This window comes from Pseudomonas sp. TZ252, assembly GCF_056110345.1.
Genome location: NZ_CM148566.1, coordinates 1789379 through 1805275 on the forward strand (window position 1 = coordinate 1789379; position 15897 = coordinate 1805275).

Consider the following 15897-nt stretch of genomic DNA (forward strand, 5'->3'; position numbering starts at 1 on the left):
CTCAGCCGATGGCGCGCAGGTGGCGGGTGAAGGTTTCGCCGAGCCAGGCCGCCGCCGGGCCGAGCACCTCGTTGCGCCGCCAGACCAGTTCGACCACCAGCGCCGGCGGCGTCCAGTCGCTGGTCAGCTCCACCATCAGCCGGTCGTAGGTGGGGTACTGCACCACGTGCCGCGGTAGCCAGGCCCAGCCGAGGTTGCGCATCAGCAGCTCGGCCATGGAATAGAAGCTGTCCAGCCGCCAGACCTGCGGGCTGATCTGCTCGCCGCCCGGATAGCCGCTCTGCTGGGGCACGATCAAAAGTTGCCGGTGCTGTGCCAGCTCGCGGCGACTGACCCGTTGCAGCCCGGCCAGCGGGTGGCCGGCACCGCACACCGTGACCATCTCGACGCTGCCGAGGCGCCGCCGCTCCAGCGACTCAGGCATGCGCTCATGGTGGAACAGCAGGCCGAGGTCAGCCTGCTCCTCGAGCAAACGACGGGTGACGTCACCCTGGCCGCCGCTGGACACCTGCACCTCCAGACTGGGAAAGCGCTGCGCCAGCGCTTCCAGGCTGTCCAGCACCGGCTGGTAGGGCATCGCCTCGTCCTGGGCCAGGCGCAGCCGCGGCTCCTCGCCGCGCGCCAGCCCCAGCGCGCGCCCCTGCAGGCGCTCGCACTGGCGCAGCACCTCGCGCGCCTCCGCCAGCAGCACCCGGCCCTCGTCGGTCAGGCGCGGCTGGCGTCCGCTGCTGCGTTCGAACAGGGTGACGCCGAGGTCCGCCTCCAGCAGCGCGATGCCGTTGCTCACCGCCGATTGCACCCGCTTCAGTTCGCGGGCGGCGGCAGAGAACGACTGGCGCTCGGCGACGCTGACGAACAGGCGGATCTGCTCCAGGTTCCACTGCATAACCTATCTCCAATAAAGATAGGTAACGACTTTATCCCATCCGCCGGCTCCCTAGAATGGCCGCAGTTTCCGGAGGACCCCGCCATGACCAACTATCTCTACCTCGCCATCGCCATCGCCGCCGAAGTGGTCGCCACCACCTCGCTGAAAGCCGTCGCCGGATTCAGCAAGCCACTGCCGCTGCTGCTGGTGGTGGGCGGCTACGTGCTCGCCTTCAGCATGCTCGTGCTGGTCATGCGCACCCTGCCGGTCGGCGTGGTCTACGCCATCTGGTCCGGACTGGGCATCGTCCTGGTCAGCCTGGTGGCGATGTTCGTCTACGGCCAGCGCCTGGACCCCGCCGCCCTCCTCGGCATCGGCCTGATCATCGCCGGCGTGCTGGTGATCCAGTTGTTCTCCCGCGCTTCGGGGCACTGAACGACCGTCGCGGGCGCAGGTTGTATACTGCGCCCTTTCCGTTCCCGATAAGGCAGCCCCATGCCCCAAGCCCTTTCCACCGACATCCTCATCGTTGGCGGCGGTATCGCCGGCCTCTGGCTGAACGCCCGCTTGCGCCGGGCCGGCTACGCCACCGTGCTGGTGGAAAGCGCCAGCCTCGGCGGCGGACAGAGCGTGAAGTCGCAGGGGATCATCCACGGCGGCGCCAAGTACGCCCTGCATGGTGCCCTGACCGGCGCCTCCGAAGCCATCGCCGACATGCCGCGGCGCTGGCGCGCCTGTCTCGGCAGCGACGGCGAACTCGACCTGCGGGGCGTGCGCCTGCTTTCCGAGGCGCACTACCTGTGGTCGCCGGGCGGCCTGGCCGGCAGCCTTACCAGCTTCTTCGCCAGCAAGGCTGTGCGCAGTCGGGTCGAGCAGGCCAAGGGCGAGGATTTGCCTCCGGCGCTGCGCGACAAGGGGTTCAAGGGCAAGGCCTACCGCCTCACGGAAATCGTCTTCGACGTCCCCGACCTGATTCGCCGCCTGGCGGAACTGGCCGGCGACAGCCTGCTCGCCGGCGAGCGCATCGAACCGCTGCGCGAAGGCCGGGAACTGGCCGGCCTGTGCGTCGACGGCCGGGAGATCCGTGCCCAGCGCGTGGTGCTCAGCGCCGGTGCCGGCAACGAGGCACTGCTCCGCGAACTGGGCCTGGAACAACCGGCCATGCAGCGGCGGCCGCTGCACATGGTGATGGTCAAGGCGGCGACCCTGAAACCGCTGTACGCCCACTGCCTGGGGGCCGGGCCGAAGCCACGAATCACCGTGACCACCCATCCGACCCGCGACGGCCAGTCGGTCTGGTACCTCGGCGGCGACATCGCCGAAGCCGATGGCGTGGCCCGCGACGAAGCCGCGCAGATCGCCGAAGCGCGTCGCGAACTGGCAAAGCTGCTGCCCTGGATCGACCTCGGCCAGGCGCAGTGGGCCACCTTGCGGGTGGATCGCGCCGAGCCGGCACAGTCCAACCTGTTGCGTCCGGACAACGCCTTCCTCGCCGAACAGGGACGCCTGCTGGTCGGCTGGCCGACCAAGCTGGCGCTGGCCCCTGACTTCGCCGACCGGGTCTGCGCCCGCCTGGAAGAAGACGGCATCCGCCCCAGCGAACATGCCGCGCTGCCGCAACTGCCGCGTCCGCCGCTCGCCGAACCGGCCTGGGAGGTAGCCTTCGCATGATCAGGGATACCCTCCACGACCTGCACCGCCCGCTGGGCGACACCGGCCTGGCCGTTTCGCCGCTGGGCCTGGGCACCGTCAAGTTCGGCCGCGACCAGGGAGTGAAGTACCCTTCCGGCTTCACCATCCCCGACGACCGCGAAGCCGCCGACCTGCTGGCCCTGGCCCGCGACCTCGGCATCAACCTGATCGACACCGCCCCGGCCTACGGCCGCAGCGAGGAACGCCTCGGCCCGCTGCTGCGCGGCCAGCGCGAACATTGGGTGATCGTCAGCAAGGTCGGCGAAGAGTTCGTCGACGGCCAGTCAGTCTTCGACTTCTCCGCCGCGCATACCCGGCGCTCCGTCGAGCGCAGCCTGAAGCGCCTGGAGACTGACCGGATCGAGCTGGTGCTGGTGCATTCCGATGGCAACGACCTGGATATCCTCGAGAACAGCGAGGTCTACCCGACTCTCGCCGCGCTCAAGCGCGAGGGCCTGATCGGCGCCTACGGACTCTCCGGCAAGACCGTCGAAGGTGGCCTGCGCGCCCTGCGCGAGGGCGATTGCGCGATGGTCACCTACAACCTGAACGAGCGCGCCGAGCGCCCGGTCATCGAGTACGCCGCGGCCCATGCCAAGGGCATCCTGGTGAAGAAGGCGCTGGCCAGCGGGCATGCCTGCCTGGGCGCCGGACAGGACCCGGTGCGTGCCAGCTTCGAACTGGTCTTCGACCAGCCGGGCGTCGCCGCCGCCATCGTCGGCACCATCAATCCGCTGCACCTGGCCCATAATGTCGCGATGGCCGCGCAAGCCCTGAAAAAGGCCTGAACCATACATCGGCTGCAACATCCGCGGGTTGACACCCGCGGTGCATTCCGCTGCCATGTTCCTCCCGAACGAGCCGTATCCTGCCTGCCGCCCTCGCCTCCGGTGGCCGGTGCATCGAACGTGAGCCTCCGTCCCGCCCCGGCGCGATGACCCGACAAGGAGCCCCGTATGCCCCGTATGCTCGCCCGCAAGGATCCGTCCGCCTTCAAGACCCTGCCGCTGCTGGTGGAGGCCTCCCCGGACGGGCTGGTCTACCAGGCCCTCGGCCTGCCGCTGAACTTCCAGCAGATGCTCGTACGCCGCCGCCGCATGGAGGTAGCCGACCCGCAGCGCTTCGTCGCCGAGCTGGCCAACCTGGGGGTCTCGGTGCGCTTGACCCTGAACTGGCAGGGCCGCGACTACTGGGTGCTGGTCCGTCAGCGCCGGCTGGACCGCGGCGATACCGTGCTCAAGCTGATCTCCGGCTACGTACCGGCCCACGAACTGAACCTGCCGCTGCTCACGGCGATCCAGGAAGTCGCCGAGGAATGCCTGGTGGAGACCGCCGGCGGCTGGCTCGGCGGGCGCTTCGGCGACACCTGGCTGCCGACGCCCTACCAGGGTTCGCTGCGCTACCGGGAGAACAGCCACTTCGTCCTCACCCCGCTGTCCGGCGCCGCCCGTCCGGTGCAAGCCGGCAGCCTGCGCTTGCTGGAGCGCCCACGCGCCTACGTACACCTGCCCACGGCCTCGCTGCAACTGGTCTACGACATGCGCCTGGAGCTGCCGCGCGATGCGCGCGAGCCGAGCCTCTACCATGTCGACGAGCGGCTCGAGAGCGGTCCGCTGGTGGCGCGTCTGGACCGTCGGCGCCCCGATCTCTACCTGCTGCCGCTGGACCAGGGGCGCCCCACCGGCGACCTGTTCACCCTGCGCAAGGGCCAGTTGCGCCCTGCGGCCACCCGCGGCCTGTGGTTGGCCGAGAGCTTTGCCGTACAGGACGGCTGGCTGGTGCATGAGGAACGCATCCGTTTCCGCGACTGGCTGGCACTGTGGCCATCCAGCAACGGCGACCAGGCCGGCGGTGGGCGCGACCGCGCCAGCGCCTGAACCGGGCGGGCTTTGCCGCCCTTTCTACTTCAACTGGCTGGAAGACTTGCCGAGCAGGCGGCGAGCGACGATGAGCAGCTGGATCTGCTGGGTGCCCTCGAAGATGTCGAGGATCTTCGAGTCCCGCGCCCACTTCTCCAACAGCTCATCCTCGGCGTAGCCGAGGGCGCCAGCCAGCTCCACGCACTTCAGGGTGATCTCGTTGGCCACCCGTCCAGCCTTGGCCTTGGCGATGGACGCTTCCTTCGAGTTGGGCAGCTTGTTGTCGGCCATCCATGCCGCCTTCAAGGTCAACAGGCGCGCTGCCTCCCACTCCGCCTCCAGGCGATAGAGAGTGGCCTCGGCGTGGCTGACGGTGAGCAGCGGTTTCCTGTAGTCGAACTTGCAGCCAGCCTTCTTCAGCAATTCGCGGGTCCGGTCCAGCGCCGCCTTGGCCACCCCGACGGCCATGCCGGCCACCAGCGGGCGGGTATTGTCGAAGGTCTCCATGACCCCGGCGAAACCCTTCTGCACGTCGACCTCGGCGTTGCCCAGCAGGTTCGCGGCCGGCACCCGGCAATCATTGAAACTGATCGAAGCGGTATCCGAAGCCTTGATCCCGAGCTTCTTCTCCAGGCGCGTCACGGTCATCCCCGGCGTGCCCTTCTCGACCACGAAGGACTTGATCGCCGCCCGCCCCAGGTTGCGGTTCAGGGTGGCCCAGACCACCACGGCATCGGCCCGCTCGCCGGAAGTGACGAAAATCTTCTCGCCGTTCAGTACATAGTGGTCGCCATCCTGGGTCGCGGTGGTGCGGATCGCCGCCGAGTCCGAGCCGCAGCCCGGCTCGGTGATCGCCATTGCCGCCCAGGTGCCGCCGAAGCGCTGCAACTGCTCCTCGTTGGCCACCGCGGCGATCGCCGCATTGCCCAGCCCCTGGCGCGGCATGGCCAGGAGCAGGCCGACGTCGCCCCAGCACAGTTCCATCACGCCGAGCAACGCCGACAGGTTGCCGCCGTTCTTGATGCCCTCCTCTACCTGCTTGCCGGCGCGCTTGCTCGCCGAGGTCGCACCGACAGCCTCGGGCGAGCCGCTGTTCATGCCGTCCAGCAAGGCCGCGAGCAGGTCCAGCTCCTTCGGATAGGCGTGTTCGGCCTTGTCGTACTTGCGCGAGATCGGCCGGAAATAGTTTTCCGCGACCTGATGCGCCTGGTTGGCCAGGCTGCGGAATTTCTTCGGGGTTTCCAGGTACATGTCGATTCCTCGTTCACTCGTCGCGGCGGACCGCGCACTCGCTCGGGTTCACAGGTGCAGGCCGCCGGCCATCAGCGCTACCGCGCGCAGGTCGCGGTACCAGCGCTCGGCTGGATGCTCCTTGGTGAAGCCGTGGCCACCGAGCAGCTGCACCGCGTCGGTGCCGATCTTCATCGCCTTCTCGGCGCACAGCAGCCGCGCCAGGTAAGCCTCGCGCTGGAACGGCTGGCCGCGCTCGGCCAGGGCGCAGGCGCGCCAGACCATCAGGCGCATGGCGTCCAGTTCGATGGCGATGTCGGCGACCATGAAGGCGACCCCCTGGCGATGGCTGATCGGCTCGCCGAAGGCCTCACGCTCGTTGCAGTAGGCGATCACGTAGTCCAGCGCCGCCTGTCCGGTGCCCAGCGCCAGGGCACACCAGGCCAGGGACGCGTGATCGAGGAAGGCCCGGTAGTCGAAATGCTCGGCGGCCAGGCGGTTGTCCGCCGGCACCTTGACGCTCTTCAGGCGCAACCGGGCGGTGCCGCCGGCCTTCAGTCCCATCGCCGGCTCGGCACGTCGCTCGACGCCCTTGGCGGAGGCTTCCACCAGGAACAGCGCAGGCCCCTCGTCGGTCTTCGCCGCGACGATCAGGCGGCTGGCCTCCAGGCCGCGCAGGACCAGGCATTTCTCTCCGGAAAGCAGGTAGTGACTGCCCTTGCGCCGGGCGCGGGTCGCCAGTTTCTGCGGGTCGAACAGCAGACTCGGCTCGTTGACCGCGATGGCGGTGAGCGGCGCCCCCTCTTCGCTGACGAACGCCGGCAGCCACTGCGCCTGCTGCGAGGGGCTGCCCCAGCGGCGGATGCAGTTGGCCGCCGACAACGGCACCAGCAGGGCCGCCGCCAGCGTCAGGTCGCCCTTGGCCAGGGCCTCGGCGATAAGGGCCGTGGTCACCGTGGTGCGCTCACCGGCCATGCCGCCGTGCACCTCGCCGACCCCATAGTGGGTCAGGCCCAGCTCCAGCGCCTGGTTGAGCAGTTCCGCCGGCAGGCTGGCCTCGGCATCCGCGTCATGAGCCAGCGGACGCAACACCTCCAGGGCGAAGCCTTCGAGCATGTCCACCAGCATCTGCTGGTCGTCGGAGAACGACAGGTCGAACAACCCGTCCGGATCGGCCTTGCGCGGTCCCTTCGCCTGCTTCGCCGAACGCTCGCTGGCCAGGCGGAAGCCGGTACGGCTGCCGCTGTAGAGCAGTTTCTCGAAGGGTTTGCGAAGATTGAAGCGATCCGGCCAGTCGGCCTGGGCGACACGGTTCAGTACAGCCAGGGCACGGCCCTGTACATCGGTGCTCATGGGCATCTTGCTCCACGCAGGATGGGATGCCCGGATCATGCGCCGCCGCATGGGCAGCGCCTATGACCGTCTCGCCGAAGGGAGTTGTCAGGCCAGCCAGTCATCCGCCAGGGGCGACCGACCGGGGAAAGGCTCAGCCTTTCTGGCGGATCTTCTCGACGATGGCGGTGGTGGAGCTGTTCTCCACCAGGCCGAGCACCCGTACCTCGCCGCCGTAGGCCTTGACGATCTGCGCGCCGACCACCTGCTCGACGCCGTAATCGCCGCCCTTGACCAGCACGTCCGGACGCACCTGCTCGAGCAGGCGCTCAGGAGTGTCTTCGGCGAAGCTCACCACCCAGTCCACCGCGCCGAGCCCGGCGAGTACCGCCATGCGCCGGTCCACCGAGTTGATCGGCCGGCCAACGCCCTTCAGGCGAGTGACCGAGGCGTCGTCGTTGACCCCGACGATCAGGCGGTCGCCCTGGGCGCGCGCCTGTTCGAGGTAGGTCACGTGGCCGGCGTGAAGGATGTCGAAGCAGCCATTGGTGAAGACGATCTTCTCGCCGTGGGCGCGGGCGTCTTCGATTGCCAGCAGCAATTGCTCCAGGCCCAGCACGCCACGCTCGGAACCCTGCTCGCGCTGCACCGCGCGACGCAGTTCGGGCGCGCTGATCGCCGCGGTACCCAGCTTGCCGACCACGATGCCGGCGGCCAGGTTGGCCAGGCCCACCGCGGACGGCAGCTCCTCGCCGGCGGCAAGCGCCGCGGCCAGGGTGGAGATGACCGTATCGCCGGCACCGGTGACGTCGAACACTTCCCGCGCCCGCGCCGGCAGGTGCAGGGCCGGCTGGCCATGGCGGAGCAGGGTCATGCCATGCTCGCCGCGGGTCACCAGCAAGGCACCGAGGTCGAGTTCGCTCATCAGCGCCTGGCCCTTGGCGACCAGTTCGGCTTCGTCGGCGCAACGGCCGACGATGGTCTCGAATTCGGACAGGTTCGGGGTGATCAGGCTGGCGCCGCGATAGATGGCGAAGTCCTTGCCCTTGGGATCGGCCAGTACCGGAATGTTGCGCGCCCGCGCCGCCTGGATCAGCACCTGGTGGTTCTGTAGCGCGCCCTTGCCGTAGTCGGACAGCACCAGCACCTTGACCTTGGCCAGCAGCGACTCGACGTCCACGGCCAGGGCCGCCGCGTCGGTGCGGAACGGTTCCTCGAAGTCGACCCGCAGCAGTTGCTGGTGGCGACTCATGACCCGCAGCTTGACGATGGTCGGCTGGCTATCGATGCGCTGGAAGCGCGCGTCCACTCCAGCGGCCTTGAGGCTGTTGGCCAGGCTGTCGGCGGCCTCGTCGCGGCCGGTGACGCCGACCAGCAAGGCCTGCGCGCCCAGCGCGGCGATGTTCAGCGCGACGTTGGCGGCGCCGCCGGGGCGGTCCTCGTGCTGTTCGACGCGGACCACCGGCACCGGGGCCTCCGGCGAAATGCGCGAAGTCGCGCCATGCCAGTAGCGGTCGAGCATCACATCACCGACCACCAACACCGGGGCCTGGTCGAAACGGGGCATGGACAACTTCATGGGAACTCCAAACAACCTCTCGGGGCAGACGCCCAGTTTATCAGCCGACAGGCGCCGGCGCCTGCTCATCCAGTCCCATCGCGTGCAGCCGCGCATAATGGCCGTTCTGCGCCAGCAGCTCGGCGTGGCTGCCGCGCTCGACGATCTGCCCCTGGTCCATCACCAGGATCAGGTCGGCCTTCTCGATGGTCGACAGGCGGTGGGCGATCACCAGGGTGGTGCGCCCCTTCATCACTTCGTCCAGCGCCGCCTGGATATGCCGCTCCGACTCGGTGTCCAGCGCCGAGGTCGCCTCGTCGAGGATCAGCAGGGGCGCGTCCTTGAGCAGCGCCCGGGCGATCGCCAGACGCTGGCGCTGGCCGCCGGAAAGCAGCACGCCATTCTCGCCGACCTCGGTGTCGAAGCCTTGCGGCAGGTTGTCGATGAACTCCTTGGCGTTGGCAGCCTTCGCCGCCCGCTCGATTTCCTCGCGCGGCGCGCCAGCCAGGTCGCCGTAGGCGATGTTGTTGGCGACGCTGTCGTTGAACAGCGTGACCTGCTGGGTCACCAGGGCGATGTGGCGGCGCAGGTTACGCAGGCGATAATCCTCGACCTCAACGCCATCAAGCATGATCTTGCCGTCATTGTGCTGATAAAAGCGCGGAACCAGGTTGGCCAGGGTCGACTTGCCGCTACCGGAACGGCCGACCAGGGCGATCATCTGCCCGGGCTCGGCGATGAAACTGATGTCATCCAGCACCTGCTTGTCGGTTCCGGGATAACGGAAGCTCAGGTTGCGCACTTCCAGGCGCCCGCTGACCCGCTCCTTCTCGACGGTACCCTGGTCTTCCTCCGCCGCTTCGTCGAGCTGCTCGAAGATGCTCTCGGCGCCGGCGACGCCGCGCTGGACCGTGGAACTGACCTCGGAAAGCTGGCGGATCGGCTTGGGCAACAGGCCCGCCGCGGTGATATAGGCCACCAGGTCGCCGGCCGAGGCGTCCCCGCGCAGCCACAGCACGAGGAACATCAGTATCGCCATGGCGACGTAGATCACCAATTGCAGCATCGGCGTGTAGACCGCGCCGGTCTTGGTCATCCGCAACTGCTTGTCGGTATTGCTCTGGCTGGCGTCGAGGAAGCGCTTCTCTTCATAGGCTTCGCCGCCGAAGCTGCGCACTACCCGGTAGCCCTGGATGGTTTCCGAGGCGACGTGGGTGACGTCGCCCATGGCCACCTGGATCTTCTTGCTCTGCTTGCGGAACTTGCGGCTGGCGGTAGTCACCATTACCGCGATGACCGGCAGGATCGCCAGCATCACCAGGGTCAGCTTCCAGTTCATCCACAGCAGGTAGAGGAACAGGAAGACCACGGTCAGGCCCTCACGGATCACCACCTTGATGGCATCCGTGGCCGCTCCGGTGACCATGGTCACGTTGAAGGTGATGCGCGAGATCAGGTGGCCGGAGCTGTGCGTGTCGAAATAGCGGTTCGGCAGCACCAGCAGCTTGTTGAACAGGGCGACCCGCAGGTCATGCACCAGCCCCAGGGAAACCTTGGCGAGGAAGAAGTTGCCGAGGAACGAGCCCAGCCCCTGCCAGGCAGCGATCAGGATGATCAGCAACGGCACCGCGTAGACCAGGTGCAAGTCGCGCAACCAGGGCCACTGCACATTCGGAAACAATGCCGCGTCAGGATTGGAGAGGCCGTCGACGAAATACTTGAGGATGCCCGCCAGCATCGGCTGGGTCGAGGCGAAGATCAGGAAACCGACGATGCTGAGTAGGAACATTCCGATGTAGGGCTTCACGTAGCCCAACAGGCGGAAATAGATCTTGAGACTGGAAGGTCCGGGATTCTGAGGACTATCGCTCATGGTTTCTTACATGCTGAAAAGGTCCCGGAGTGTAGCACAGGACCTCCATCACTCTGCCTGGAAGGCGTGTTGGGGTAAGATGGCGGGCCGTTCGTTCAGGAGCTCGCATGCGAGTCATAGACTACCCCTCCTACTTGCAGTTGCGTGACAACGCAGAAGTGCTGGAAGCCGATGGTCATGGGGACAAGGTACTGCGTCTGCGCGACGGGTCCTTCCTCAAGCTGTTTCGCCGCAAGCGCCTGATTTCCTCCGCAGCCCTGTTCCCCTATGCGGAGCGCTTCGCCCGCAATGCCAGCGAACTGGCGCGGCGCGGCATCGTCTGCCCGAAGGTGCTGGACGTACTGCGGATCCCACATATCCAGCGCGACGCGGTGCACTACGAGCCGCTACCGGGGCAGACCCTCCGCCAACTCGACCGCAACGACCCGGAGTGCGGCGATACAGTCCGGACGCAACTGGGCGAGCTGATCGCCGCGCTGCACGCCAAGGGGGTGTACTTCCGCTCGCTGCACCTGGGCAACGTGGTGCGCACGCCGGAAGGCCGGATGGGCCTGATCGACATCGCCGACCTGCGGGTCCAGCGCTCGGCGCTCAGCGCCGCCCAGCGCATTCGCAATTTCAAGCACCTGCTGCGCTACGAACAGGATCGAACCTGGTTCCTCGACGACAGCGAGCACCTGGTGCTCAAGTCCTATCTCCGCAGCAGCCAGGTCCACTGGACACTCGAGCAGCTCCTCAAGCAACTGCAACTGGATTGAGCAAGGAATGTTCGCAGCTACCCGACTGACCCGTCTTCGCCACGATACCAGCCGCATCCTCAGCCACTGGATCCTGCCGCTGGGCTGGCTGGCCCTGCTCACCGGAATGTTCTGGGTCGGCGACCGTTCCGACTATCACCGGCTTTTCTATATCTTGCTGGCTGCACCGACGCTGCTGTACGTGATACTGCAACCGCGTCTGCTTCGCCCGCTAACGGGCTCGCCGCTGTTCATCGCCTTCCTCGCCTTCAGCAGCTACATGATGCTGAGCCTGTCCTGGTCGACCCCCGAGAACTCCACCGGCTCGCTGCTCAAGCGCCCCCTGTACATCGCCCTCCTGTTCTTCTGCGCCGCCATCCTGGCGCTCGAAGCTCCCCTCCGCCTCAAGACCGCGACCTGGCTGGCAGCCCTTGGCGCGGTGATCTCCGCGGCAGCCACCTTGCTGCAATACTACTGGGACGCCAACCCGCTGCGCCTTACCGGTTATGGCGCTCTCTATAACCCATTACTGAGCGCCCATGTCTATGGCGCCTTCACGGCACTCTGGCTGGCCTATTGGATGCAATCCCGCCCCATCCTGGCCCCCTTGCCACTGATATCTCTGGCGCTGCTCGGTGGCCTTCTCATCGCGACCGGTTCACGTACTCCCCTGGTAGGGCTCACAGCGGCCCTTATGTGGCTGGTCCTGGCCGGAGACAGGAAAAAAGCCCTCATCGCCCTGGCACTCGCCCTGGCTGGAGCGCTACTGGGCTACATCCTGTACCCGGAAGTGATCACCCAGAGAGGGGCATCGTTCCGCCCGGAAATCTGGGCCGACGCCCTACGCCAGATCAGCGAGCATCCATGGCTCGGACACGGCTACGATCATCCGATGCGAATCGTCCTGAGCAACGGCATGCTGCTCGCCGACCCGCACAACATCGAACTGGGTGTGCTTTTCGCTGGAGGGATCATCGGGCTCCTGCTGTGGGTGGCGATCTACGCACTGGCCTTCGGCTTCTCCTGGAAAAACCGGAAGTCTCCAGCCGTTCTGCTAGCCTCGACCTGGCTGGTGTTCGGCCTGGCAGCCGGACTCACGGAGGGCAACGCCTTCCTGCCCCGTCCCAAGGAACACTGGTTCCTGATCTGGATTCCCATGGCGCTGCTGTATGCGCTGTGGATCCAGCAAAGGTTCGCCGCCAGCAGGCGCGGTGAGGATATCGCCGCGCCTTGAGTGCGGCGATATCAGCGATCAGGAGAAAAACAGCCGCGCAATGCCGCGGAAGGTCTTCTCGTTCCAGTACTTCAGCGGCAAGCCGGAGAGCAGCTCCCGGGCCAGTACCTTGTCCCGGTTCGAGCACTTGAGGAACATCGAATTGCGGAAGCGCATGATCACCTGCTCGTAATCGGGGTGATCGCTGAACTGGCTGTACGTCTTGAATACGTTGTCCACCATGAAACGGGCGTTCTTGTACGTATTGGTGGGATGCTTGCGGTACTGGGCGAGGACCTCGCCAAGAATGTCGATGACGTAGCCAGCCTTGGTCACCGCCAGTTCGATATAGACATCTTCCAGGCGTATGTCCGGATCGAAACCGCCGACCTTCTCCAGGGCTTCCCGCCGGAACATCAGGGTGGGCGCCATCGGGCCCGGCTTGCGGTCCAGGAACAGGTCATCGAAGTCGAGACGGCGGAAAGGCAGGTCGCGTTTGCGCTGCTCCTTTCCCGGCATGACCCGGCCATTGGAGTCGATGATCTCGATATTGCCCGCGCAGATACCTACCTCGGGCTTGTCCCACATGTGTGCCACCTGTTTCTCCAGGCGTTGCGGCAACATGATGTCGTCCGAACCGAAAGGCACGATGAGATTTCCCCGGGCCCTGGCGATCGCCTCGTTGAGCGTTCTCGACAGTCCCTGGTTCTGCTGGACCCTGAGGTCGAAGCCGTACTTCGCCTGGAGCCCGCGCAAAAGCTCGACGCTGCCATCGCTGGAACCATCGTCCACCACCAGCAGTTCCACGTTGCGGTATGTCTGCGCAGCCACGCTGGCAATGCTCGCTTCTATGTACTTTTCGTGGTTATAGGAAGCGATGATCACGGAAACCAATGGCTGCGAACCATCATCGACGAGCGCCATAACTACAACCTTACCTGTCCTTCACGTCCCCATTCAAAGCGCCAGACATGCATGAGCGATCCTGCGATCTTCATCGGTCCTACACCTCCCCCCAGCCCGGAAAAACAAGCTGAACAATAGCAAACACGCCTGAAGCCCCAGCTCTTTTCGGCTGCTACTCTCAGGTAAAAATACGTCGCCAGGTCTTCTCCAGCCATCCGGGACGCTCCGGCTCGCGCAACGCGGGCCGCATGGCCTCGACGATACTCTGACCGACAGCGGCGAAGCTGAATCGTTCGATGGCCAGCGCCTGGCCGCTTCGCGCGATCCGCTCGGCGAGAGCCGTATCGAGGCGCAGGATCGCGAGCTTTTCCTGGATGTCCGCCACCGAGCGATACAGCACGATATTCTCCATGTCCCGGAAACCCAAGGCCTCGTTTTCCCGCTCGCCCTGGTCGTAGGCCAGCAGTACGCAACCGCAGGCCATCGCCTCGAAATTCTTGATCATGTATTCGCCCATGCCGACATCCGCGCTGACGAAGAAACGGATGCGGTTGAGCGTACGCAGGTACTCCTCGCCGGACTTGGTCTTGGTCACCAGCAGGTTCTCCACTCCGCCCAACTCGTCGAGCAGCGCCTTGCGTCCACTGTAAGCCACGCTGCCGGTACTGCCGACGAAGCCCAGCTCGATATCGCGCGCCAGGCCCAGGTCATGCAACAGGGTCTGGTCGTAGCCCTTGGGCACGAATACCGCGTCGAATCCCTCCTGGCGCAGGCGTTCGCTGACCGTATGGCCCGAACTGATCACCCGTGCCCAGGGCAGGCGCCGGTAATGGGCGCTGAACTTGCCGGTGTACTTGCAGGGAATGTAGTTCTGGTAGGCATCGTGCTCGAGGATCACCAGGTTGGGCACGCTGCGGATGAAGCGGACCTGGCGCATTTCCTTCTTGAAACGGAGGAAGAACAGGATGCGGTCGTAGCGCGAGACATCCACGTGCTTGCGGAAGTAGCCGCGCAGGTCGGCCTGCTCCTCGCTGCTCAGCCAGCGGGTATCGCACTCGCAATGGGCGGCGATGCCGTCGTACAGGCGATCCAGGATCGCGCGCTGCTCTTTCTGGACCAGAAACAGAACTTTCATCAGACCTTCATCCTCGCGGCTTCTCCGAAGCAGCATGGCGGCTCGAACCTTGCCGAACGCTCGACCCAAGCATCACGCCTCCCCATCCAGCGACTCCACCCAGAACAACTCGTGCCGACGCACCGACTTGCGCATGAACTCGTCCTCGCCGTAAGCCGGCCAGCGACGCCCGGCGAGCCAGCCCTGCAGACGGCGGCGCAGACGGCGCTTGAACGGCGGCCTGGGTTGCAGGTCGTGCATCATGCCCAAGGCCATGGCCTTGTCCACCTGGCGCGTGCGCTCCAGCGCCAGCGTCCATGGCAGCAACGGCGAGCATTCTTCGGTCAGCGGTGGCAGGCTGACCCCCATGTGCGCATCGCCCATCGGCCAGCGATCGTTGTCGTGCAGGTGATTGGCATAGTGCAACAATGCCTGCGGCTGCCAGTCCAGGCCCTGGAGCGCCTCGCGCACAGCCTCCTGGGCGCGGACATGGTCCGGGTGCGGATCGAAATGCGGATGAGGCAGGACGATGACCTCGGGACGTGCCAGCAGGATCAGCTCGCGGAGATCGGCCAGCAGATTGTTCCAGGTCGACAGGCCGTCGGCATCGCTGGCCAGGCGCAGGCGGTTGAACTGGCGGAACGGACGGATATCGGCGAGATCGGCCTCACGGGACGGCACCACCTCGCCCGGGTTCGCCTGCATGGCAGGCAATTGCAGGCAGAAATAACCCAGTTGCACGCAGCGCTCGGCCGGCACCCCACCCCACGCCGGCACGGCCTGGCTATCCCAGGCGCGCAGGCGGCCCTTCAGGCGCGCCGCAGCTATTCCGTCGAGGCCCATGCGGCGGTAATGCTCGGTTTCGATCTCGCCGGCGGTCAGGGTCACGATCCAGGCCTCGCGTGCCTGGCTGTAGAGGCCGAAGGCGGCCAGCTCGGCGTCGTCGGCATGCGGAGCGATGACCATCACCCGCCGGTCACGGTAGTCGGGATGGCGCGCACGCCACAGGGTCGGTTCGCCGACCAGCCGGCAATGCCGGCCGCGCAGGCGAATCCGGCCCTCGCCCAGCGGCCCGGCCAGTCCCGTCAGGTTCAGGTAGCGCAAGCCGTTCACCCCACGTTCGAAAGCCTGGGCATCGGTCTCTGCGCCACCTTCCAGCAGCACCGAGGGTTCGAGGAAGCGCCCCAGCCAGCCAGCGCGCACGCCGATGCCAAGCACCAGCGTATCGCCTTCGCGCAGCTCGCCGTCGACTCGCAGACGGCCATCCGCCAGGCGTACCGGCAGCGACTCGACCCCTTCCGCGAAACGGTAGCGGTAGTCCTCGCCCGGCGAATAGAACAGGTGATCGGCGAACCAGGCTTCATGGGCGACCCACAGGGCCACGAGGAGGATCGGCAACAACCAGGGGCTGACCAGCAGACCGACGGCCAGCAATGCCAGCAGCGCAACCAGTAGGCCGATCCGCTTGTTGCGTCGATGACGCTTGAGCAACTGCTGCTTGCGTGCGCTCATGCT

At 66.3% G+C, this 15897-nt stretch carries 14 protein-coding genes; 6 read left to right on the top strand and 8 right to left on the bottom strand.

What is annotated here, in order from left to right; genetic code table 11:
• Position 1 precedes the first annotated feature (1 nt).
• Positions 2 to 886: a LysR family transcriptional regulator gene (locus ACYAF3_RS08285; RefSeq protein ID WP_003114539.1), complete on the bottom strand. Its 885-nt coding sequence runs from the start codon at positions 884 to 886 to the stop codon at positions 2 to 4.
• Positions 887 to 970: 84 nt separating this feature from the next.
• Here ACYAF3_RS08285 and ACYAF3_RS08290 point away from each other — a divergent pair, with 84 nt between their 5' ends.
• The 4 genes from ACYAF3_RS08290 to ACYAF3_RS08305 all read left to right on the top strand — a co-directional run bounded on the left by ACYAF3_RS08290 (position 971) and on the right by ACYAF3_RS08305 (position 4437).
• Complete coding sequence (locus tag ACYAF3_RS08290) at positions 971 to 1303, top strand: DMT family transporter (protein WP_003095735.1); 333 nt, start codon at positions 971 to 973, stop codon at positions 1301 to 1303.
• A gap of 60 nt (positions 1304 to 1363) precedes the next feature.
• Positions 1364 to 2539, top strand: a complete 1176-nt coding sequence (locus ACYAF3_RS08295) for an NAD(P)/FAD-dependent oxidoreductase (RefSeq protein WP_003109889.1) — start codon at positions 1364 to 1366, stop codon at positions 2537 to 2539.
• Positions 2536 to 3348: an aldo/keto reductase gene (locus ACYAF3_RS08300; protein WP_003114541.1), complete on the top strand. Its 813-nt coding sequence runs from the start codon at positions 2536 to 2538 to the stop codon at positions 3346 to 3348. Before ACYAF3_RS08295 ends, ACYAF3_RS08300 begins: the two co-directional genes overlap by 4 nt.
• A gap of 168 nt (positions 3349 to 3516) precedes the next feature.
• A complete protein-coding gene (locus ACYAF3_RS08305; protein WP_003114542.1) occupies positions 3517 to 4437 on the top strand; it encodes a hypothetical protein in 921 nt (306 codons plus the stop codon).
• A 24-nt stretch (positions 4438 to 4461) separates the two neighbouring features.
• Here the strand turns inward: ACYAF3_RS08305 and ACYAF3_RS08310 are convergent, their stop codons facing one another.
• From ACYAF3_RS08310 to msbA, 4 genes are all read right to left on the bottom strand, one after another.
• Positions 4462 to 5670, bottom strand: a complete 1209-nt coding sequence (locus tag ACYAF3_RS08310; RefSeq protein WP_003095742.1) for an acyl-CoA dehydrogenase family protein — start codon at positions 5668 to 5670, stop codon at positions 4462 to 4464.
• Between the two features lie 48 nt (positions 5671 to 5718).
• Entirely contained in the window at positions 5719 to 7008 is a 1290-nt protein-coding gene (locus ACYAF3_RS08315) for an acyl-CoA dehydrogenase family protein (protein ID WP_003123588.1), read from the bottom strand.
• Positions 7009 to 7135: 127 nt separating this feature from the next.
• The gene (gene hldE / locus ACYAF3_RS08320) at positions 7136 to 8560 is read right to left on the bottom strand and encodes a bifunctional D-glycero-beta-D-manno-heptose-7-phosphate kinase/D-glycero-beta-D-manno-heptose 1-phosphate adenylyltransferase HldE (protein WP_003095747.1); all 1425 of its coding nucleotides are present in this window, start codon (positions 8558 to 8560) and stop codon (positions 7136 to 7138) included.
• 40 nt (positions 8561 to 8600) lie between these two features.
• The gene (gene msbA, locus ACYAF3_RS08325) at positions 8601 to 10412 is read right to left on the bottom strand and encodes a lipid A export permease/ATP-binding protein MsbA (protein WP_003158382.1); all 1812 of its coding nucleotides are present in this window, start codon (positions 10410 to 10412) and stop codon (positions 8601 to 8603) included.
• A 107-nt stretch (positions 10413 to 10519) separates the two neighbouring features.
• On the opposite strand from msbA, the gene ACYAF3_RS08330 reads away from it, so the two are divergent.
• Both ACYAF3_RS08330 and waaL read left to right on the top strand, forming a co-directional pair.
• A complete protein-coding gene (locus ACYAF3_RS08330; RefSeq protein ID WP_003158383.1) occupies positions 10520 to 11170 on the top strand; it encodes a BUD32 family EKC/KEOPS complex subunit in 651 nt (216 codons plus the stop codon).
• Between the two features lie 7 nt (positions 11171 to 11177).
• A complete protein-coding gene (gene waaL / locus ACYAF3_RS08335; RefSeq protein WP_003123592.1) occupies positions 11178 to 12383 on the top strand; it encodes an O-antigen ligase WaaL in 1206 nt (401 codons plus the stop codon).
• 18 nt (positions 12384 to 12401) lie between these two features.
• Here waaL and wapR read toward each other — a convergent pair whose 3' ends face one another.
• From wapR to ACYAF3_RS08350, 3 genes are all read right to left on the bottom strand, one after another.
• The gene (wapR, locus tag ACYAF3_RS08340; RefSeq protein WP_003116152.1) at positions 12402 to 13286 is read right to left on the bottom strand and encodes an alpha-1,3-rhamnosyltransferase; all 885 of its coding nucleotides are present in this window, start codon (positions 13284 to 13286) and stop codon (positions 12402 to 12404) included.
• 160 nt (positions 13287 to 13446) lie between these two features.
• Positions 13447 to 14403 (bottom strand): glycosyltransferase family protein, encoded by a 957-nt coding sequence (locus ACYAF3_RS08345; protein ID WP_003114548.1) that lies wholly within the window; start codon positions 14401 to 14403, stop codon positions 13447 to 13449.
• A 72-nt stretch (positions 14404 to 14475) separates the two neighbouring features.
• Complete coding sequence (locus tag ACYAF3_RS08350) at positions 14476 to 15894, bottom strand: PIG-L deacetylase family protein (protein WP_003116151.1); 1419 nt, start codon at positions 15892 to 15894, stop codon at positions 14476 to 14478.
• Positions 15895 to 15897: the final 3 nt, after the last annotated feature.